This window comes from Streptomyces ipomoeae 91-03, from assembly GCF_000317595.1.
In the GTDB taxonomy this organism is placed as follows: Bacteria; Actinomycetota; Actinomycetes; order Streptomycetales; family Streptomycetaceae; genus Streptomyces; species Streptomyces ipomoeae.
Map to the genome: position 1 here is coordinate 1 of NZ_AEJC01000126.1, position 19237 is coordinate 19237.

At 69.9% G+C, this 19237-nt stretch carries 19 protein-coding genes; 5 read left to right on the forward strand and 14 right to left on the reverse strand.

The window, feature by feature from the left end; translation table 11 throughout:
* Window positions 1-25: 25 nt before the first annotated feature.
* Window positions 26-382 (reverse strand): four-helix bundle copper-binding protein, encoded by a 357-nt coding sequence (locus STRIP9103_RS08445; RefSeq protein WP_009303815.1) that lies wholly within the window; start codon window positions 380-382, stop codon window positions 26-28.
* 199 nt (window positions 383-581) lie between these two features.
* Window positions 582-1739: an acyl-CoA dehydrogenase family protein gene (locus STRIP9103_RS08450; RefSeq protein ID WP_009303793.1), complete on the reverse strand. Its 1158-nt coding sequence runs from the start codon at window positions 1737-1739 to the stop codon at window positions 582-584.
* Window positions 1740-1992: 253 nt separating this feature from the next.
* On the opposite strand from STRIP9103_RS08450, the gene STRIP9103_RS08455 reads away from it, so the two are divergent.
* Window positions 1993-3336 (forward strand): UDP-glucose dehydrogenase family protein, encoded by a 1344-nt coding sequence (locus STRIP9103_RS08455; RefSeq protein ID WP_009303789.1) that lies wholly within the window; start codon window positions 1993-1995, stop codon window positions 3334-3336.
* A 115-nt stretch (window positions 3337-3451) separates the two neighbouring features.
* On the opposite strand, the gene STRIP9103_RS08460 is transcribed toward STRIP9103_RS08455, so the two are convergent.
* Window positions 3452-3958 carry a CGNR zinc finger domain-containing protein gene (locus STRIP9103_RS08460; protein WP_009303788.1) on the reverse strand — a complete coding sequence of 169 codons (507 nt, stop codon included), beginning with the start codon at window positions 3956-3958 and terminating at the stop codon, window positions 3452-3454.
* Window positions 3959-4055: 97 nt separating this feature from the next.
* Between STRIP9103_RS08460 and STRIP9103_RS08465 the strand changes: the two genes are divergently transcribed.
* Window positions 4056-4418 carry a VOC family protein gene (locus STRIP9103_RS08465; RefSeq protein ID WP_009303790.1) on the forward strand — a complete coding sequence of 121 codons (363 nt, stop codon included), beginning with the start codon at window positions 4056-4058 and terminating at the stop codon, window positions 4416-4418.
* Between the two features lie 61 nt (window positions 4419-4479).
* Here STRIP9103_RS08465 and STRIP9103_RS08470 read toward each other — a convergent pair whose 3' ends face one another.
* The 4 genes from STRIP9103_RS08470 to STRIP9103_RS08485 all read right to left on the reverse strand — a co-directional run bounded on the left by STRIP9103_RS08470 (window position 4480) and on the right by STRIP9103_RS08485 (window position 8759).
* Window positions 4480-5694: a dipeptidase gene (locus STRIP9103_RS08470; RefSeq protein WP_009303799.1), complete on the reverse strand. Its 1215-nt coding sequence runs from the start codon at window positions 5692-5694 to the stop codon at window positions 4480-4482.
* A gap of 137 nt (window positions 5695-5831) precedes the next feature.
* Complete coding sequence (locus STRIP9103_RS08475; protein ID WP_009303818.1) at window positions 5832-7019, reverse strand: dipeptidase; 1188 nt, start codon at window positions 7017-7019, stop codon at window positions 5832-5834.
* Between the two features lie 49 nt (window positions 7020-7068).
* A complete protein-coding gene (gene purE / locus STRIP9103_RS08480) occupies window positions 7069-7593 on the reverse strand; it encodes a 5-(carboxyamino)imidazole ribonucleotide mutase (protein WP_009303813.1) in 525 nt (174 codons plus the stop codon).
* Window positions 7590-8759 (reverse strand): 5-(carboxyamino)imidazole ribonucleotide synthase, encoded by a 1170-nt coding sequence (locus tag STRIP9103_RS08485; protein ID WP_009303796.1) that lies wholly within the window; start codon window positions 8757-8759, stop codon window positions 7590-7592. The genes purE and STRIP9103_RS08485 overlap by 4 nt, the downstream gene beginning before the upstream one ends.
* A 282-nt stretch (window positions 8760-9041) precedes the next feature.
* Between STRIP9103_RS08485 and STRIP9103_RS08490 the strand changes: the two genes are divergently transcribed.
* Window positions 9042-9602, forward strand: a complete 561-nt coding sequence (locus STRIP9103_RS08490; RefSeq protein ID WP_048819932.1) for a GtrA family protein — start codon at window positions 9042-9044, stop codon at window positions 9600-9602.
* Between the two features lie 12 nt (window positions 9603-9614).
* Here the strand turns inward: STRIP9103_RS08490 and STRIP9103_RS08495 are convergent, their stop codons facing one another.
* A complete protein-coding gene (locus tag STRIP9103_RS08495; protein WP_009303810.1) occupies window positions 9615-10886 on the reverse strand; it encodes an ATP-binding protein in 1272 nt (423 codons plus the stop codon).
* Between the two features lie 153 nt (window positions 10887-11039).
* On the reverse strand, window positions 11040-11717 hold the full coding sequence (locus tag STRIP9103_RS08500) for a response regulator transcription factor (RefSeq protein WP_048819934.1): 678 nt from the start codon (window positions 11715-11717) through the stop codon (window positions 11040-11042).
* A gap of 367 nt (window positions 11718-12084) precedes the next feature.
* Between STRIP9103_RS08500 and STRIP9103_RS08505 the strand changes: the two genes are divergently transcribed.
* A complete protein-coding gene (locus STRIP9103_RS08505; RefSeq protein ID WP_009303791.1) occupies window positions 12085-13590 on the forward strand; it encodes an oligopeptide:H+ symporter in 1506 nt (501 codons plus the stop codon).
* A gap of 94 nt (window positions 13591-13684) precedes the next feature.
* Here the strand turns inward: STRIP9103_RS08505 and STRIP9103_RS08510 are convergent, their stop codons facing one another.
* The 5 genes from STRIP9103_RS08510 to STRIP9103_RS08530 form a co-directional block, all read right to left on the reverse strand.
* A complete protein-coding gene (locus STRIP9103_RS08510; protein WP_009303816.1) occupies window positions 13685-15031 on the reverse strand; it encodes a hypothetical protein in 1347 nt (448 codons plus the stop codon).
* Window positions 15032-15085: 54 nt separating this feature from the next.
* Window positions 15086-15826 (reverse strand): LPXTG cell wall anchor domain-containing protein, encoded by a 741-nt coding sequence (locus STRIP9103_RS08515; protein WP_048819933.1) that lies wholly within the window; start codon window positions 15824-15826, stop codon window positions 15086-15088.
* A 336-nt stretch (window positions 15827-16162) separates the two neighbouring features.
* Window positions 16163-16531, reverse strand: coding sequence for a DUF6461 domain-containing protein (locus STRIP9103_RS08520; RefSeq protein ID WP_009303808.1), 369 nt, complete (start codon window positions 16529-16531; stop codon window positions 16163-16165).
* A gap of 50 nt (window positions 16532-16581) precedes the next feature.
* The gene (locus STRIP9103_RS08525; protein ID WP_009303794.1) at window positions 16582-17097 is read right to left on the reverse strand and encodes an ATP-binding protein; all 516 of its coding nucleotides are present in this window, start codon (window positions 17095-17097) and stop codon (window positions 16582-16584) included.
* 551 nt (window positions 17098-17648) lie between these two features.
* Window positions 17649-18017 (reverse strand): STAS domain-containing protein, encoded by a 369-nt coding sequence (locus STRIP9103_RS08530; protein ID WP_009303801.1) that lies wholly within the window; start codon window positions 18015-18017, stop codon window positions 17649-17651.
* Between the two features lie 247 nt (window positions 18018-18264).
* Here STRIP9103_RS08530 and STRIP9103_RS08535 point away from each other — a divergent pair, with 247 nt between their 5' ends.
* The gene (locus tag STRIP9103_RS08535) at window positions 18265-19182 is read left to right on the forward strand and encodes an RNA polymerase sigma factor SigF (protein WP_048819935.1); all 918 of its coding nucleotides are present in this window, start codon (window positions 18265-18267) and stop codon (window positions 19180-19182) included.
* Window positions 19183-19237 lie beyond the last annotated feature (55 nt).

The following is a 19237-nucleotide window of genomic DNA, read 5'->3' on the forward strand; positions in this document are numbered from 1 at the left end:
CCCCTGAGGCGTTCCGGCCCTGCCATCAGGCCATCGCGCCGCACATGTCGGCGCAGCGGCGACACGCCTCGGCGCAGCGCGCCATCTGCGGGTCGTCCGGCATGGAACTACAGGCCTCGGCGCACAGGGAACAGGCCTCGGCGCACATCCGGCACATCTGGGTCATCATGTCCGAGCCGCGCATCATCATGTCCGCGCATATGCGGGTCATGTCGGCGCAGTCCATGAGCGCGCGCATGACCTGCATCTCGGCCTGGCCGCCCCTGCGCATGCAGGAACTCATGGTCTCCTCGCACATCCTGTGCGCCGTCATGCACGCGTCGATGCACTCCCGCATCTCCTTGCTCATGGTGGTCACGGTCGCGGCGTGCTGCTGCTTCATGGCTCCTCCTGGAGGCTCCTGGGAGACGGCAGCGGGGCCCGGGGCGGCCCCCTGCCCTTCCGTCCTACGCCTCCCCGCACCGCCGCGCCATCGGGTGGACGCCACCAATTCGCACCGATTCACCCCATGACAACAGCCCCCGGCGGGACACCGGGGGCTGTTCACGCGCTGCGCCGAAGGCGTTAGGGCAGGTGCGGGGTCACGGCAGGTTGCGGGCCATGACGATGCGCTGGACCTGGTTGGTGCCCTCGTAGATCTGAGTGATCTTGGCGTCGCGCATCATGCGCTCGACCGGGTAGTCACGGGTGTAGCCGTAACCGCCCAGCAGCTGCACCGCGTCCGTGGTGACCTCCATGGCCACGTCCGACGCGAAGCACTTGGCGGCGGCGCCCTGGAAGGTCAGGTCCTTGTCGCCGCGCTCCGAGGCCGCCGCGGCCTGGTAGGTCAGGGCGCGGGCGGCGGCGACCTTCATGGCCATGTCGGCGAGCATGAACTGGATGCCCTGGAAGTCGGCGATCGGCTTGCCGAACTGCTTGCGCTCCTGGACATAGCCCTTGACGTAGTCGAGGGCGCCCTGGGCGACACCGAGGGCCTGGGCGGCGATGGTGATGCGGGTGTGGTCCAGAGTCTTCATCGCCGTGGCGAAGCCGGTGCCCTCCTCGCCGATCATGCGGTCGGCGGGGATGCGGACGTTGTCGAGGTAGACCTCGCGGGTCGGGGAGCCCTTGATGCCGAGCTTCTTCTCCGGGGCGCCGAAGGAGACGCCCTCGTCCGACTTCTCGACGACGAAGGCGGAGATGCCCTTGCTGCGCTTCTCGGGGTCGGTGACCGCCATGACCGTGTAGTACTCGGACTCGCCGGCGTTGGTGATCCAGCGCTTCACACCGTTGAGGACGTAGTGGTCGCCGTCGCGGACGGCCTTCGTCTTCATGCCGGCCGCGTCGGAGCCCGCGTCCGGCTCGGAGAGGCAGTACGAGAACATCGCGTCGCCCTTGGCGAGGGGCCCGAGGTACTTCTTCTTCAGCTCCTCGGAGCCGGAGAGGATCACCGGGAGCGAGCCCAGCTTGTTGACGGCCGGGATGAGGGAGGAGGAGACACAGGCACGGGCGACCTCCTCGATCACTATGACCGTGGCGAGCGCGTCGGCGCCGGCGCCGCCGTACTCCTCGGGTACGTGCACGGCGTGCAGGTCGCCCGCGACCAGCGCCTCAAGCGCCTCCCGCGGGAAGCGGGCCTCCTCGTCCACCGCGGCGGCGTAGGGCGCGATCTTCGCCTCGGTGAGGGAGCGGATCGCGTCACGGAGCATGTCGTGCTCCTCGGACGGGCGGTACAGGTCGAAATCAGCCGATCCGGCCAAGGTCTCTCACGCTCCATACATCGAAAACGGGGTGCCGCTGACGCTAACTACCGTTAAGTAACACAATTTTAGAGGTCCGCCCCCGCCACTTGATACGTGAGCTTGGCGACAAGGAGAAGGACGGGAGGGGGTCAGGGGAATCTGCCCTGTGAGGGGCCCGCGCACGCCCCGACTATGCTCAGGCAGCGCACTGACCGCGCAGGTGCGGCGCACTTGCCCGGCACCTCCCGGCCGTATATCCCAGGAGCACTCCATGGCCCTCAAGATCACCGTGATCGGTACCGGCTATCTCGGCGCCACGCACGCCGCGGCCATGGCCGAGCTGGGATTCGAGGTGCTCGGGCTTGATGTCGTCGAAGAGAAGATCGACATGCTGCGGCGGGGCGAGGTCCCGATGTACGAGCCGGGGCTGGAGGAGCTGCTGCGGAGGCACGTGGCCGGCATCGAGGGGTCCACCGGGCGGCTGCGCTTCACGACCGACTACGCCGAGGTCGCGGCCTTCGGCGACATCCACTTCGTCTGTGTGAACACCCCGCAGCGGCACGGCGAGTACGCCTGCGACATGTCGTACGTCGACGCCGCGTTCGCCTCGCTCGCCCCGCATCTGCGCGGCCCGGCGCTGGTCGTCGGCAAGTCGACGGTGCCCGTCGGGTCCGCCGACCGACTGGCCGCGTACCTCGCCGAGCACGCGCCCGTCGGGGAGGACGCCGAACTGGCCTGGAACCCGGAGTTCCTGCGCGAGGGCTTCGCCGTGAACGACACGCTGCACCCCGACCGCATCGTGGTGGGCGTACGCAGTGAGCGCGCCGAGAAGCTGTTGCGGGAGGTGTACGCCACGCCGATCGCCGAGGGGTCGCCCTTCGTGGTGACGGACTTCCCGACCGCCGAGCTGGTGAAGACCTCCGCGAACTCCTTCCTCGCCACCAAGATCTCCTTCATCAACGCCATGGCCGAGATGTGCGAGGCCGCCGGGGGCGATGTCGCCAAGCTGGCGGAGGCCATCGGGCACGACGACCGGATCGGCAAGAAGTTCCTGCGGGCCGGCATCGGCTTCGGAGGCGGCTGTCTACCGAAGGACATCCGGGCGTTCATGGCGCGCGCCGGTGAGCTGGGTGCCGACCAGGCGCTGACGTTTCTCAGGGAGATCGACTCGATCAACATGCGCCAGCGCGGGCAGATGGTCGAGCTGGCCCGGCAGGCGCTGGGCGGCGGGCCGTTCCTGGGCAAGCGGGTCGCCGTACTGGGCGCCACCTTCAAGCCCGACTCCGACGACGTACGCGACTCGCCCGCGCTCAACGTCGCCGGGCAGATCCACCTCCAGGGCGGCCAGGTCACGGTGTACGACCCCAAGGGCATGGACAACGCCCGGCGGCTCTTCCCGACGCTCGGGTACGCCGACTCCGCGCTCGCCGCCGCGCGGGGCGCCGACATCGTGCTCCACCTCACCGAGTGGCGCGAGTTCCGTGAGCTGGACCCGGCGGCGCTGGGCGAGGTCGCGGCGAAGCGACTCGTTCTGGACGGCCGCAACGCGCTCGACCCCGAGCTCTGGCGCCGGGCCGGGTGGACGTACCGGGCGATGGGGCGGCCCAACGCATAACCACCGCACAACCACCGCGCAAAAAGAGGGTGACGCCGTTCCGGCCGAGGCTCAGTCGGCCGGAACGGCGTCTTTTCCTATTCTCCATGCCCTGAGTGGCGGGTGGGGCACGAAGTCACTTTGCGCGGTATCTGCGCATCTTCGCCCGGGCCCCGCACACCTGCATCGAGCACCATCGGCCCCGGCCGGCCGGGCTGCGGTCGTAGTACGCCCAGTGGCAGTCGGCCGCCTCGCAGGCCTTGAGGCGTTGCCAGGTACCGGCGGTGAGCGCCTCGGCCACGGCCGCCGCCACGCGGGATATGAGCCGGCCGGGATCGACGGCGGGGCGCAGGGTCGCGGAGCCGTCCTCGGGGGAGACCGCGACGAGGAGCGGGGCGGCTGCGAGGAGTTCGCCGAGCGGGGTGACCTCGCGGTGCGGCGGATGACCGGCGTGCGTCAGCAGCACCGCTCGTAGCGACTCGCGCAGTTCCCGTACGGCGTCCAGGTCCTCCCCCGCCGCGAGGTCGAGACGCGCCCGGCTCTCCGGGGTGTCCAGGGTGTCGGCGCCCGACTCGATGTCCAGCGTGTTGACCAGGCTCTCGATCAGGCCCAGTCCATCGGGCGCGGGCGCTCTGTCGCTCATGCTTGCGACGTTACCGCCAATGCGACAGCATGCAGTAACCGTTACTGGTTACTCGGATCTATGGGTAACCGACTCGCCTAGCTGAGGAGAGAAGGCCATGGCCATCGCCAAGCTGGATGTCGTCGTCCTGGACTGTCCCGATCCGGCCGCGCTCGCCGGGTTCTACGCGGAGCTGCTCGGCGGGAAGGTCAGCGAGGAGGCGGACTGGGTCGATCTGAAGGTTCCGGGCGGCGGGGCGTCGCTGGCGTTCCAGGCGGCGCCGGGGTTCGTGCCGCCGGAGTGGCCCTCGCCGAGCCACTCGCAGCAGTTCCATCTGGATCTGACGGTCGAGGATCTGGACGCGGCGGAGAGGGAGGTGCTTGCGCTGGGAGCCAGGCCGCTCGACACGGAGGACCGGAAGCGGAGCTTCCGGGTGTACGCCGACCCGGCGGGGCATCCCTTCTGTTTGTGTGCGGGCTGAATGCACGGTAGGGGGAGCCTCTGCGGATGTGGCCGGTGGTCTCTGCGGATGTGGCCGGTGGTCAGCCGTCCAGCTCCTCGATCTTCGCCGTTGACGCCACCCGGCGGTCCTGTGCCGCCCTCGCCGTGAAGTCGGCCATGCGCAGGACCCGTTGGACGTTGCCCCAGGTCAGGAGGGCCAGGTCGGTCTCGGACCAGCCTCTGCGCATCAGTTCGGCCACCAGGTGGGGGTAGCAGGAGGCGTCGTTGAGGTCCTGGGGGTGGGCGGCGCCGGAGTCATAGGTGCCGGAGAGGCCCACGCATTCGGGGCCGGCGATCGAGCGGACGTGGTCGAGGTGGTCGGCCACGTCCCGGATGGACGGGCCGGTCTGTTCGGCGGTGAGCGGGACCATGCACAGGCCGTGCGCCGCGCCGAGTTCGGCCAGGAGGTCGTCGGGGAGGTTCGCGGGGTGCGGGCGCAGGGCGTGGGCCGCCGAGCGGGTGCACAGGACGGGGGCGCGGGAGACCTCGAGGGTCCGGCGGAGGGTCGGCTCGGCGGCGCCGGAGACGTCGGCGAGGACGCCGACGCGGTTCATCTCGCGGACCACCTCCTCGCCGAACCTGGTCAGCCCCTTCTCGCCCGCCCAGGAAACGTCGGCGACGGTGAGGGCCTGCAGGCCGAGCTGGTGCAGGGCGCGCAGGATGCCGAGGGAGTCGCCGATCGCGGAGGCTCCGGCCGGGCCGAGCAGGATGCCGACGCGGCCGCAGTTGCGGGCGTCGGTGATCTCGCCCGCGCTGTACACGAGCCGCAGTCCCTCGGGGTGGGCGTGGGCGACCATGCGGACCAGGTCCAGCTGTTCCAGGGTGGCGCCGACGGCCCGGTCGCCCGTCATGCCGTCCGGCAGGTGCAGCGACCAGAACAGCGCGCCGATGTGACCCTTGCGCATCCGGGGCACATCGGTGTCCACGGCGCCCTCGCCCAGCTCCAGGTCGTACCAGGACAGATGGCGCAGCACCCACGGCAGCCCGCTGTACCCGTCGGCCACCGGGTACCCTGCGAGGAAGGCGTGTGCCCGCGCCAGCGCCTCGGGGGACTCACCGTCGGGCTCGGGGGTCCCCAAAGTGCCGTCGGCAGGCGCGTGGACAGGGGCTTCGGCCCGGCCGTCGGTCCGGGCCATGGACTCCGCCGCCGTGGACCGAGAGCCCGGCTTCGGCTTCCGCTTCCTCCGCGCGGTGGACCGGGCGTCGAGCTCCCCCGCTTCCGCTGTCGCTTGCAGTTCGTCCTGCAGGTCTGCCATGGCGGACCTCCGTAGCCGGTCGGTGAACGCACTACCGTCACCGTGCCACGGGGTCCGTCCGGCTTCCTGGTGGGTGGGGCGTTCGGGGGTACGGCCGCCACGCCCTCGGCGGCAGGGGCCGTACCGCCGCCCGGGGGTCACCCGTCCAGCTGCTCCAGGGTCGCGTTCGACGGGCCCGTACGGGACCGGAGGTCACGGGCCACGTCCTCCGCGGCGCCCAGCACCCGTACCGCGTTCTGCCAGGTCAGCTTGGCGAGGTCGGTCCTGGACCAGCCGCGGTCGAGGAGCTCGGCGATCAGGTTCGGGTAGCCGGAGACGTCGTTCAGGCCGTCCGGGGTGAAGGCGGTGCCGTCGTAGTCGCCGCCGATGCCGAGGTGGTCGATGCCGGCGACCTCGCGCATGTGGTCGAGATGGTCGGCGACCGTCGAGACGGTGGCGACCGGGCGCGGGTGGCGCTCCTCGAAGGCGCGGTGGACCGCCATCGCCTCGGGGGTGGTGTCGAGGTGGTGGAAGCCGTGGACACGCATGTTCTCGTCGGCGGCGGCCGTCCAGTCGACGGCGGCCTGGAGCACGAACTTCGGCACGAAGGTCACCATGGCGACGCCGCCGTTGGCGGGGAGGCGTTCCAGGACGTCGTCCGGGATGTTGCGGGGGTGGTCGCAGATCGCCCGCGACGAGGAGTGGGAGAAGATCACCGGGGCCACGGAGGTGTCGAGCGCGTCGCGCATGGTGGTCGCGGCGACATGGGACAGGTCGACGAGCATGCCCTCGCGGTTCATCTCCCGGACGACCGCGCGGCCGAAGGCCGACAGGCCGCCGACCGCCGGGTCGTCGGTCGCGGAGTCCGCCCAGGCGATGTTGTCGTTGTGGGTGAGCGTCATATAGCGGACGCCGAGCGCGTACAACGCCCGCAGGGTGGCGAGGGAGTTGTCGATGGAGTGGCCGCCCTCCGCGCCCATCAGGGAGGCGATACGGCCCTCTGAGCGGGCCGCCTCCATGTCGGCGGCGGTCAGCGCGGCCCGCAGCTCCGCCGGGTAACGGTCGATCAACTGCCGTACGCAGTCGATCTGTTCCAGGGTCGCGGAGACGGCGCCCGGTCGGGCTGTGGAGTCCGAGGGCACGTACACCGACCAGAACTGCGCGCCCACACCGCCCGCGCGCAGCCGTGCCAGGTCGGTGTGCAGATAGGCGCTCTGGTCAGTGGCGATGTCGCGGGCGTCCAGGTCGTAGCGGACCTGCTCCCGCAGCGCCCAGGGCAGGTCGTTGTGCCCGTCCGCCACCGGGAACTCCCGCAGCAGCTCCCGTGCCTCCGACGGCGATGTCATACCCATGTTCCCCGTTTCCCCCGTTGATCCGTTCGCTACCGAAGTTCGCTTACTTGGCGAAGCCGAAGCCGTTGCCCGAGCCCTCGACCTTGGCGCGCAGGCGCTTGCCCTTCTCGGTGGCCTGGTCGTTCAGCTCCTGTTGGAACTCCCGCATACGGCCGAGGAGTTCCTGGTCCTGGGTGGCCAGGATGCGGGCGGCGAGCAGACCGGCGTTGCGGGCGCCGGCGACGGAGACGGTCGCGACGGGGACACCGGCCGGCATCTGCACGATCGACAGCAGGGAGTCCATGCCGTCGAGGTACTTCAGCGGCACGGGGACGCCGATGACGGGCAGCGGGGTGACCGAGGCGAGCATGCCGGGGAGATGGGCGGCGCCGCCCGCACCCGCGATGATCACCTTGATGCCCCGGTCCGCGGCCTCCTCGCCGTACGCGACCATCTCGCGCGGCATCCGGTGCGCCGAGACGACGTCGACCTCGTACTCGATCTCGAACTCGTCGAGGGCCTGCGCGGCGGCCTCCATGACGGGCCAGTCGGAGTCCGACCCCATGACAATGCCTACGACGGGGCTCATTCGGTGATCGTGCCTCTCAGGTAGCCGGCGGCGTGACGGGCGCGGTCCAGCACGTCGTCGAGGTTGTCGCCGTAGGTGTTGACGTGGCCGACCTTGCGGCCGGGCTTCACGTCCTTGCCGTACATGTGGATCTTGAGCTTGGGGTCGCGGGCCATGCAGTGCAGGTACGCGGAGTACATGTCGGGGTAGTCGCCGCCGAGGACGTTGACCATGACGGTCCACGGCGCACGCGGGCGCGGGTCGCCCAACGGCAGGTCGAGGACGGCTCGTACGTGGTTGGCGAACTGGCTGGTGATCGCGCCGTCCTGGGTCCAGTGGCCCGAGTTGTGGGGGCGCATGGCCAGCTCGTTGACGAGGATGCGGCCGTCGCGGGTCTGGAACAGCTCGACGGCGAGGTGGCCGATGACGTCCAGTTCCTTCGCGATACGCAGGGCCATCTCCTCGGCGCGGAGGGCCAGCGCCTCGTCCAGGTCGGGGGCGGGGGCGATGACCGTGTCGCAGACGCCGTTCACCTGCTGCGACTCGACGACCGGGTACGCCACGGCCTGGCCGTGCGGTGACCGTACGACGTTGGCGGCCAGCTCCCGCACGAAGTCGACCTTCTCCTCGGCGAGGACGGGGACGCCGGCGCGGAACGGCTCGGCGGCCTCCTCGACGGAGTGGACGACCCACACGCCCTTGCCGTCGTAGCCGCCGCGGACGGTCTTGAGGATGACCGGAAACCCATCGCCCTCGGAGCCGCCGGTGCCCTCGGTCAGGCCCTCGGCGGCGAAGGCGGCCACGTCGGCCGGGTCGGCGACGATCCGGTGCCGGGGGCACGGGACACCGATCGCGGTGAGCTTCGCCCGCATCACGCCCTTGTCCTGCGCGTGGACGAGGGCGTCGGGGCCCGGACGTACGGGAATGCCGTCCGCCTCCAGTGCCCGTAGATGCTCGGTGGGTACGTGTTCGTGATCGAAGGTGATCACATCGCAGCCCTGCGCGAACGCGCGCAGCGTGTCGAGGTCGCGGTAGTCGCCGATGACGACATCGCTGACCACCTGCGCCGCGGAATCCTGAGGAGTGTCACTGAGGAGCTTGAACCTGATGCCGAGCGGGATGCCCGCCTCGTGTGTCATACGAGCGAGCTGACCGCCGCCGACCATGCCGACTACCGGGAACGTCACCCCACCAGAGTATCGGCCACCGATTCGGCCACGTTCAGCCGTCCGAGCCAGCCCGTTTTTCCCGTTGTGCACCCTTCCCTTCGGCGCTGTGACACGGCTGTGAGCTGCCGCACAGGCAACGCCAAGGGGCGCTGGTTAGCATGGCTGGGTCGGGCGAACCGGCCAGGATGGCCGGGGCCGGCCGGGGGAACGGCCGGGATGACGGCCGACGAGCACCGGGGCCACGGCCGACGACCAGGGGACCGACGACCACGACCGGATCGAGCGACAGGGGCCCACACGATGGGAAGTACCACCTCGGGGCCTCACCTGAAGCCCCGCGGCGTCCTGCGCCGACGGATAGACCTGCTGGTACGTGAGGTCGCCAAGTTCGGGGCCGTGGGCGGTGCGGGGCTGCTCGTGAACCTCGCCGTGTTCAACCTCGTACGGCACACCACGGACCTTCAGGTGGTGCGGGCCAGCGTCATCGCCACAGTGGTGGCCATCGTCTTCAACTATGTGGGCTTCCGCTACTTCACGTACCGGGACCGCGACAAGAGCGGCCGCACGAAGGAGCTGACCCTCTTCCTGCTGTTCAGCACGGCGGGGCTGGTGATCGAGAACGGCGTGCTGTACGCGGCGACGTACGGCTTCGGCTGGGACAGCCCCCTCCAGTCCAACATCTTCAAGTTCCTCGGCATCGGCATCGCGACCCTCTTCCGCTTCTGGTCCTACCGCACCTGGGTGTTCCGCACCCTCCCGGCCCGCGAGGCGGTGGCCAGCGCGGAATCGTTCCTGGAAGCGGGGGCCACCCACCGACCCGCCCTTACCGGGGGTGCGGCGAAGCGGTCCGACGGGGCGTAGAGGGCGGCTCGGTTACCGGACCAGGCGGTCTTCCCCGGTCGTCGGCTTCTTCACCGGGGTCCGGGACAGGAACAGGCCGAAGACCGGGGGCTTCGCCTGGAGCATTTCCAGGCGGCCTCCGTCGGCTTCCGCGAGGTCGCGGGCGACGGCGAGGCCGATGCCGGTCGAGTTGCGGCCGCTGATCGCCCGTTCGAAGATACGCGCGCCCAGGTCGGCCGGGACTCCGGGCCCCTCGTCGGTCACCTCGATCACCGCCTGGTTCCCGGTGACGCGCGTACGCAACGCCACCGTGCCCCCGCCGTGCATGAGGGAGTTCTCGATCAGCGCGGCCAGCACCTGCGCGACCGCCCCGGGTGTGCCCACGGCCTGAAGGTGCCGTTTGCCGGAGCTGACGATGGCGCGCCCGGCGCTGCGGTAGGCCGGCCGCCACTCCTCCAGCTGCTGCTTGATGACCTCGTCGAGCTCGAAGGCGACGGCCGAGCCGTTGCGCGGGTCCCGGGAGTTGGTGAGGAGCCGTTCCACGACGTCCGTCAGCCGTTCGACCTGGGCCAGCGCGATATGCGCCTCCTCCTTCACGGTGGCCAGATCGTCGGTGAGGGTGATCTCCTCCAGCCGCATGGACAACGCGGTCAACGGCGTACGCAACTGATGCGACGCGTCCGCCGCGAGCCGCCGCTCGGCGGTCAGCATGCGGGCGATCCGCTCGGCGGAGGAGTCGAGCACGTCCGCCACCCGGTCCAGCTCCGGGACGCCGTACCGCTTGTGCCGGGGCCGGGGGTCGCCGGAGCCCAGGCGCTCGGCGGTCTCGGCGAGGTCCGTGAGCGGGGAGGCGAGGCGGTTGGCCTGCCGTACGGCGAGGAGGACGGCGGCGATGACGGCGAGGAGGGCGACCGCCGCGATGATCAGCAGCGTACGGCCGACCTCCCTGCTCACCGCCGAGCGGGACTCCTCGACCGTGACGACCTCGTCCTTCTCGCCCTTCGTCTCATGGCGGATCACGTCGCCGACGGGCTTCTCACCGATCTCGATCGTGCGCTGGCCGGGGATCTCGATACGGGCGTACCGCTCGTCGCCCACCTGGTCCCTGAGGACCTCGGCCGTGATCCGTTCGTCGCCGATGATCCGGCTGTCCACGATGCTCGTCAGCTGCACCGCCTCGGACTCCACCCGCTCCTCGGCGCTGTTGCTGATCGTGCGGGTCTCGACGATGACGAGGCTCACGCCGAAGACCGCGATGACGACGAGTACGACGGCGAGGGTGGACTGGATGAGACGGCGACGCACGGCTGCCCTCCGGGCGGGCGGGTGTTCTTGGACCTTCGATTGTGCGACACCCTGCGACTGCGGCTGAGCGGGGGTGGGTTTCGCTCACCGGCACGACCAGGGTGCCGCCGCGCCCCCGAGCTGTCGGGCGCCCGGCTCACACCCGGCCAGGGCTCAGTTCTTCTCGAACCTGAAGCCGACCCCTCGTACCGTCGCGATGTACCGCGGATTCGCCGCGTCGTCGCCCAGCTTCTTGCGGAGCCAGGAGATGTGCATGTCCAGGGTCTTCGTGGAGGACCACCACGTGGTGTCCCAGACCTCGCGCATCAGCTGGTCGCGGGTGACGACCCGCCCCGCGTCGCGCACGAGCACCCGCAGCAGGTCGAACTCCTTCGCCGTGAGCTGCAGTTCCTCGTCGCCCATCCAGGCGCGGTGGGACTCGACGTCGATGCGGACGCCATGCGTCGCGGGCGGCTGCTGGGGCTCGGCGGCGCCGCGCCGGAGCAGCGCCCGGACACGGGCGAGCAGCTCGGCGAGCCGGAAGGGCTTGGTGACGTAGTCGTCGGCGCCCGCGTCGAGGCCGACGACGGTGTCCACCTCGTCGGCGCGCGCGGTCAGGATGAGGATCGGCACGGTGTGACCCTCGGCCCGCAGCCGGCGGGCCACCTCCAGGCCGTCCATGCCGGGCAGCCCCAGGTCCAGGACGACCAGGTCGACGCCACCCTGCATTCCGGCGTCCAACGCGGTGGGTCCGTCCTCGCGGACCTCCACCTCGTAACCCTCCCGGCGCAATGCGCGAGCCAGCGGCTCCGAGATGGACGCGTCGTCCTCGGCGAGCAGTACACGGGTCATGGAGTGATGGTAGTCCGCCGAGAACCGCAGGTGGAGAGTGATCGGCAAGCCCGATTCACACCTGTGTCCAGCGGTTCTCTTACCTCCACGGCCCGGTGCGGGAACCCGGCGGTCACATCCCCGTCTTCGAGGTGTGATCCTATGAAAGACCTTCGAATTTACGATTGTGACTGCCTTCTTACCTGTGATCCACCTCTCAAGCTCTTCCATTTCCTTCACTGCTCTGACATATGGTGAATGAAGGCCTTTAGCGACAGGTGGGGACCTTTGGCGGGAAATCTCCGCTGAAGGTCTCTTTTGTGTGCGGAACAAGGAATGACACCGGGCGCGTACCCCCATGCCACGTCCCGACCTGCAAGGAACGACCATGGCGTCCAGCCTGACGAAGGGCTCGACCGGCCGGGAAATCCCCGGCACAGAGCGCACCTTCTTCGGCCACCCCCGCGGACTGGCCACTCTCTTCATGACCGAGATGTGGGAGAGGTTCTCCTACTACGGCATGAAGGCCCTTCTCCCCCTCTATCTGGTCGCACCGAGCGGCCTGCACCTCAGCGGGGCGACGGCGATCACCATCGGCTCGGTCTATGTGTCGCTGGTGTATCTGCTCACCCTGCCCGGCGGCTGGGTCGCGGACCGGCTCCTCGGTCCCCGCAGGACGGTCGCGCTCGCGGGCCTGGTCATCATGCTGGGCCATCTGACCCTGGCACTGCCCTCGTCCGGCACGTTCTACGTCGGCCTCGTACTCGTCGCCATCGGCTCGGGTCTGCTGAAGGCCAACATCTCGACCATGGTCGGCCACCTGTACGACGGCCCGAACGACCCCCGCCGTGACGGCGCCTTCACGATCTTCTACATCGGCATCAACACCGGCGCCTTCGCCGCGCCGCTGGTCATCGGCACCGTCGGCGAGAAGGTGAACTGGCACCTCGGCTTCGGCATCGCCGCGGCCGGTATGGCGCTGGGTCTCGCGCAGTTCCTGTTCGGCACCCGCCACCTGAGCGACCGCAGCGAGATCGTCCCGACGCCCATGTCCGCCGAGGAGAAGTCGGCCACCCTGCGCAAGGGCCTGCTCTGGCTGGCCGTCCCCGTCGTCTTCTACGGCGTCGTCGGCGTCTCCGGCCACTTCACCCTCAACTGGGCCATGATCCCGCTGACGCTCATCGGTCTGATCGTCCCGATCTGGGTCATCGCCCGCATCAAGCGGGACAGGGACCTGACCTCCGCGGAGCAGTCGAAGGTCTCGGCCTACGTCTGGTTCTTCGTCGCCGCGGCCGTCTTCTGGATGATCTACGACCAGGGCGCCACGACCCTGGCGATCTTCGCGGACAAGTCCGCCGACAACAGCGTCCTCGGCTGGGAGTTCCCGGTCTCCTGGTACCAGTCGCTCAACCCGGTCATGATCATGGCGGCGGCGCCCGTCTTCGCATGGCTGTGGGTGTGGCTGAACCGGCGTGGCCAGGAGCCCAGCACCATCGTGAAGTTCGGCTCCGGCCTGCTGCTGATCGGCGCGTCGTTCTTCCTCTTCCTCTCGCCCCTCGTGATCGCCGAGGACGGCCGGAAGGCCGCGGCGATGTGGATCGTGGCGATCTACTTCGTCCAGACGCTCGGTGAGCTGACCCTCTCCCCCGTGGGTCTGTCGGTCACGACGAAGATCGCGCCCGCCAAGTACGCCTCCCAGATGATGGGCGTCTGGTTCCTCGCGGTCACCGCCGGCGACTCCGTCACCGCCCTCCTGTCCAACCCGGCCGTCGGCGGCGTCAACCTCGACCGGACCGGCTTCGTCGCCGTCGAGGCCACGCTGGCAGCGGTCGCCGGTGTCGCGCTCTTCATCTACCGCAACAAGGTCAAGCGCCTCATGGGCGACGTCAACTGACGCCCGGCTGTGCGACTCGGGGCCGCCGTACCTTCGGGTGCGGCGGCCCTTCGGGTTTCGCGCGCGGTACGGCCCTCATACGCCGCCTTTCGCCCTACGCGCCGCCTTTGGTGGTCGGGGGCGCCGAGGGCGTGGGGGGCGCCGGGTCCGCCGGGGTTGTCGGGGGTACCGAGGGCGTGGGGGACGCCGGGGTTGTCGGGGGCGTCGGGCTCCCGGAGGTCGTCGGACTCTCCGGGCTTGTCGAAGTCTCCGGGTTCGTCGAACTGTTTGGGCTCGTCGGGCTGTCCGGGCTCATCGGGCTGTCCTCCTGCGGTGCGGAGGGCCGTTCCGGCGCCGTCGCGCCCGCCTCGTGCGCCGGCGTCCCCGGCCCGGTGTCCGGGGTGAACCAGGGAAGCGGTGAGGTCGTACCGCGGGCGGGGTGTGAGCGGGGCCCTGTGCGGGGTTCGGCGTGGGCTCCCGAGGAGTGGCCCGGCAGGAGGAGTCGGCGGGTGAGGTCGGGGAGGCGGAGCCTTCGGGCGCGGCGGGGGGCCGGTGGGGTACGGCTCGGGCGTACCCGGTCCACCACGGCCATGCCGATCCGGAACAGCGCGGCCGGGACGACGAGGCACAGCATCAGCCAGAAGAGGGTGACACCCCAGGGACGGCCCACTCCCCAGGACTGTTCGGCGAGGACCTTGCCGCCGTACTTGAGGGAGACGGTGTAGTCGCCGTGGGCCCCGGCGGCGAGTTCCACCGGCAGGGTGATGCGGGCCTCGCCGCCGGGCCGGATGGTGCCGCGCCACTGGTGTTCCTCCCAGCGCGGCGCGAACACCCCGTGGGAGGTGCCGACCTGGAAGACGGGGTTCTTGACCGCGGAGCTGCCCACGTTGCCGACGGCGAAGACCAGTTCACGGGCGGGCGGCGCCCCGAACCAGGTCAGCAGCCCGCTCGCCCCCTCCAGCCGGGTGTCCGTCAGAACCGACAGCCGTCCGCCGTCCGCCTCCCGCGGCAACGGTTCGACCGAGTGCCCGGCGACCTGGAAGACCGCGTAGGCCTCGGCCTTCTCCCCCGTGATCGTGGCGACGCGCACCACGCACGGACACGGCACCGGCGGCTCCGCCACCGGCAGCTCCCGGCTGAAGGCGCCCTCGGTGTCGGCGGTCGCGGCCCGGCCGTCGGCGTTGGCACAGGAGTCGGTGCCCCCGGGCACCCCGCGCGACGGCGTGGACTGACCGCAGATCAGGATCATCAACAGCGCCTTCGACCGCCATCCACTGCCGCTCACGGTGATCGAACCGCCGGTCCCCGCCTGCGATTCGGACAGTTCCACCGCCGGCTTCTCCGCGCCCCAGGCGGGCACACCACCGATCGGGAGGAAGGGCGTCGCGGGCAACGCGAACGCCAACGCGCACACCAAGGCGAGCACCACCGCCGACGCCCCGACCCGCCGCCCTCTCGCCACTCCACCGCTCCCGTCAGCTCGACACCCGATCAGCGACTTCAGCGACGTACCGCCTCAGTGACGTACCGTCCGATTCCTGCGCGTCACCCACAACACACCCGCCGCGCCCGTGAGCAGCACGGTGCCGCCGAGCGTGCCGAGCGCGACGGCCGAGTCCAGGGGCCCGGTCTGCGGAAGCTCGCCACCGGAGCCACCGGAGCCGCCCGAGCCGCCGGACGTACCGGAAGTACCGGAGTCCGACCCTCCCGACGCGTCCCCGCCCGCCGCCGTGACGTCAAGGGTCAGCGAGGGCCCGGGGTTGTTGCCGGGCGTGCACGTGGTGACCGTGCCGAGGGCCTTGATGGTGAGCACGCCCGCCGTGAAGTCGACCTTGCCGGTCGCCTTCGGGGTGTACGTCCCGCTCAGGTCATTGATCTTTATCGGGGTGTTGGCCGGAAGAGCCTCCTCGTTGGCCGGCCCCGTGACGGTCAGCGTGCCGCTCTCCGCGCCGCTCAACTTGATCGTGGCGCTGGGGGTCATCGCCCCCTTGCCCAGTTCGACAGGGCTGGAGGAGACGCCCTTCTGCCAGGACATGGTGATCCTGTAGCCGTCGCCGTCCTTGACGCCCTTGATGTCGATGGGCGACACCGCGGACTTGTCCCCGATCGGCGTCTTGCAGTTGTACTCGACGTCCACGACCTCGGCATACGCCACCGGGGCGGCCATGAGCACCGCTGAGCCGGCCAGGGCCGCGAGGGACGCGAGCGCGGCGGTTCCCTTCTGGTACGTCCGGTACGACACCTCGCCACCCCACATTCTGACGGAACATCAGATCGGCCGCTCAAGGTACGCCGGGGGTCTTGGAGAAGGAAGACACAGGGAAGTGTCGGATGTGTGTCGATGCCGCCGTACGGCGACGCGCGGCCGGGCAATCGCTCCTGAGGGACGCGACGGCGCACCGGTGAGGGGCGTCGGCCCGCTCCCGCCGGGCCATCGCCTCGCGGTGCCGGTCTCGGCGGCCGGGCTCACCATCTGCGCGGCGAGAGTACGCCGCGGTCGCCCCGGTGGCGCCGCGTCGACCAGCGGCACGAACCGGTCCGGCAGAGGCCGGCAGCGGGCGACGCTGCGTGCGGTGTGCGGCGCGGTCGCGGCTCACTTCGGCATCGAACCGGCGCCGGGAGCCCTGGACGGGGAGCTCGACAGCACGCATGTGCTTCCCGTGCTGCCGGACCATGGCCGGTCGGTCGCGCCGTCCGCGCGCCGCCGCATCGCGGAGTCGTCGTACGCCGGCGGCGCGGGTATGACCTCGAGCGGGTCGCGTTCGCCGTCCAGTCGGTGGGCGCGCTGCGAGTCGTACGTGGTGACCAGCGCGCCGTTCTCGTAGCAGGACAGCATGGTGGTCCCGTTGATGTGGCGCACGGCCACCGCTCGCGTGCCGTACGAGAGGCGGCGCAGGACCTCACCCCGTATGCCCTCGCTGTGCCGTTCCCCGATGCCGAACGCCCACTCGCAGGAGTTCACCCTCGTCGACGCCCTGTGGGAAGGTGAGCGGGAATCCCCTTGGGAACCTTCTAGGCCGGAGCCCCCACTTCCGCCCACACGGTCTTGCCTGCGGTCCCCGGTGTCCGTACGACTCCCCAGTCCAGGCAGAGGCGCTGCACGATGAACATCCCGTGCCCGCCCGGCCGTCCGGCCCGGTGCGGGGTGCGCGGGGCGGGGCTTCCGGCACCGCGGTCGGAGACCTCGATGCGCAGCACCTTGTTGTCGCAGCCGATCCACAACTCGGCCGGGCCCCCCGCATGGAGACACGCGTTGGTGACCAACTCGGAGACCACCAGCAGCACATCCTCGGCCGCCGCCCGCTGGTCGGCGGTGGCGGCGGGCAGCCAGCCCCACTCGTACAGCGCCTGCCGGGTGAAGTCACGGGCGAGCGGCACCACACCGCTCTCGCCGTCGAAGCTCAGCCGACGGAACCTGCGACCGGCGGCGGGTGCCGCGGGAGGGTCCTCTCCGGGCGCCCCGGAAGCGCCGCCGGCACCCGGTTCCGGGCCGCGGTCGCCCGGCGAGAAAGGCCGGGTGGTGCTCATCAGCGCTTCACCTCACCGATTCACCAGTTCACGATTCAGGACTCATCATCAGGATTCATCAAGCGTGCGGGACATGGGCCCGCGGCGCGTACTGTTCCGCGCTGTCATCCGTACCGCCCATCCGTACTTCCGTACTTCCGTCGTCACCGTCGAGCTGTTTCCGAGCTTTTTCCGGGCCGTTCAGGAGCCATCCGCAAGCCGTCTCCGAGCTACTGCCGACCCGTTCAGGATGTCTCCTGCCCGAGCGAACCGTCAGAACACCCACGTTTTCGGCACAGAACTTGTGACGCGAATAACCTGCCGGTCCCGGAGGGAAACCTGGGACATCGCTCCGACCGGAAGCCGACCGCCGGCCCGCCCCTTCCGAACCGGCGGCTCCTGCCCCTCCCGGGCCGGCCACCCGGGCCGGCCCCCGGACCGGGGCCTTCACGGAGCCGAGTCGAACGGACCGAAAAGACCGAACGGACCGAACGAAACGGAAGGGAACGGAACCGAGCCGGACTTGGGCCAGCAGCCGCGGCCCCTCGACGAGCCGGCGGTAGGCCGGTCGGCTAGTCGGCCAGCGCCGCCCCCAACGAGTCATGGACGGTGAAGACGGCCTCCGCCCCGGTGATCTCGAAGACCCGGGCGACCGCCGGCAGCATCCCCGCCAGATGGACCCCGCCACCCGCGGCATCCGCCTTCAGACGGACACCCAGCAGGACGTTGAGCCCGGTGGAGTCGCAGAACTCCAGCCGCGAGCAGTCCACCACCAGACGTGTGAATCCCTTTTCCAGGCACCCCTCAAGTGGCTCACGCAACAGATCGGCGGTGTGATGATCGAGCTCACCCACCGGCGTCACCACGGCACTGGGGCCCTCTTCCCGCACCTCGACCCGTAGTCGGCCCGACTGTGCGCTGCCGACCGTCCCACGGTCCATGCCGTCTCTCTCCCGACCGTCGTGACTGCTGACTCGCACTCGAACATTACGCCTTCCCCACACTCTCCGGCACCCGAACAATCGCCCAGAACAGGGCATTTCGCCACAGTAGGCACTTGCGACGACGTCAGGAAACCGGGTAGGGCTAGTAGAGACACCAATCGACACGGCCGGCTTTGGAGGCGCCGCACACCGCAGTGCACGAATTGGCATCGGCGGCCATATGCCGAGAACGATGGAGGACATCATGTCACCCCGGCTCGACGCATCGCATACCCAGAGGGCGACGTCGGCACCCTCTCCGGAAGAGACCCTGGACGACCTCGCCCACAATCCCGGGGTCAGGGATCAAGACGACGTGCTCGCCGACCTTCCGGAGATCCCCCCGTACGACGAGGTGGGACCGGTGGACGCCCGGGCCCTGTCCAAGACGCTCTTCGAGCGGCTGGAATCCCTCGAAGAGGGCACGCACGAGTATTCGTACGTCCGCAACACACTGGTCGAACTCAACCTGGCTCTCGTCAAGTTCGCCGCCTCCCGCTTCCGCTCGCGCAGCGAGCCGATGGAGGACATCATCCAGGTCGGCACGATCGGCCTGATCAAGGCGATCGACCGCTTCGAACTGAGCCGGGGCGTCGAGTTCCCCACCTTCGCGATGCCGACGATCGTCGGCGAGATCAAGCGTTTCTTCCGCGACACCAGTTGGTCCGTGCGCGTCCCGCGGAGACTGCAGGAGCTGCGGCTCGACCTGGCCAAGGCCGGTGACGAACTCGCCCAGAAGCTCGATCGCGCTCCGACGGTGGGAGAGCTGGCGGAGCGCCTCGGCCTCACCAACGACGAGGTCGTCGAAGGCATGGCCGCGTCGAACGCGTACACCGCGTCGTCGCTCGACGCCCAGCCCGAGGAGGACGACTCCGAGGGCGCGCTGGCGGACCGGATCGGCTACGAGGACCACGGGCTCGAAGGCATCGAGTACGTCGAGTCGTTGAAGCCGCTGATCGCCGAACTTCCGCCGCGCGACCGGACGATCCTCTCCCTGCGCTTCGTCGCCAACATGACGCAGTCCGAGATCGGGGACGAGCTGGGCATCTCCCAGATGCATGTCTCCCGGCTGCTGTCACGGACGTTGGTACGGCTGCGCAAGGGCTTGACGATCGAGGAGTGAGCGGCGGCACCGGCGCATGACCGGGGCCGGTATCCGCCGTGGAGCGAGTCGGCCG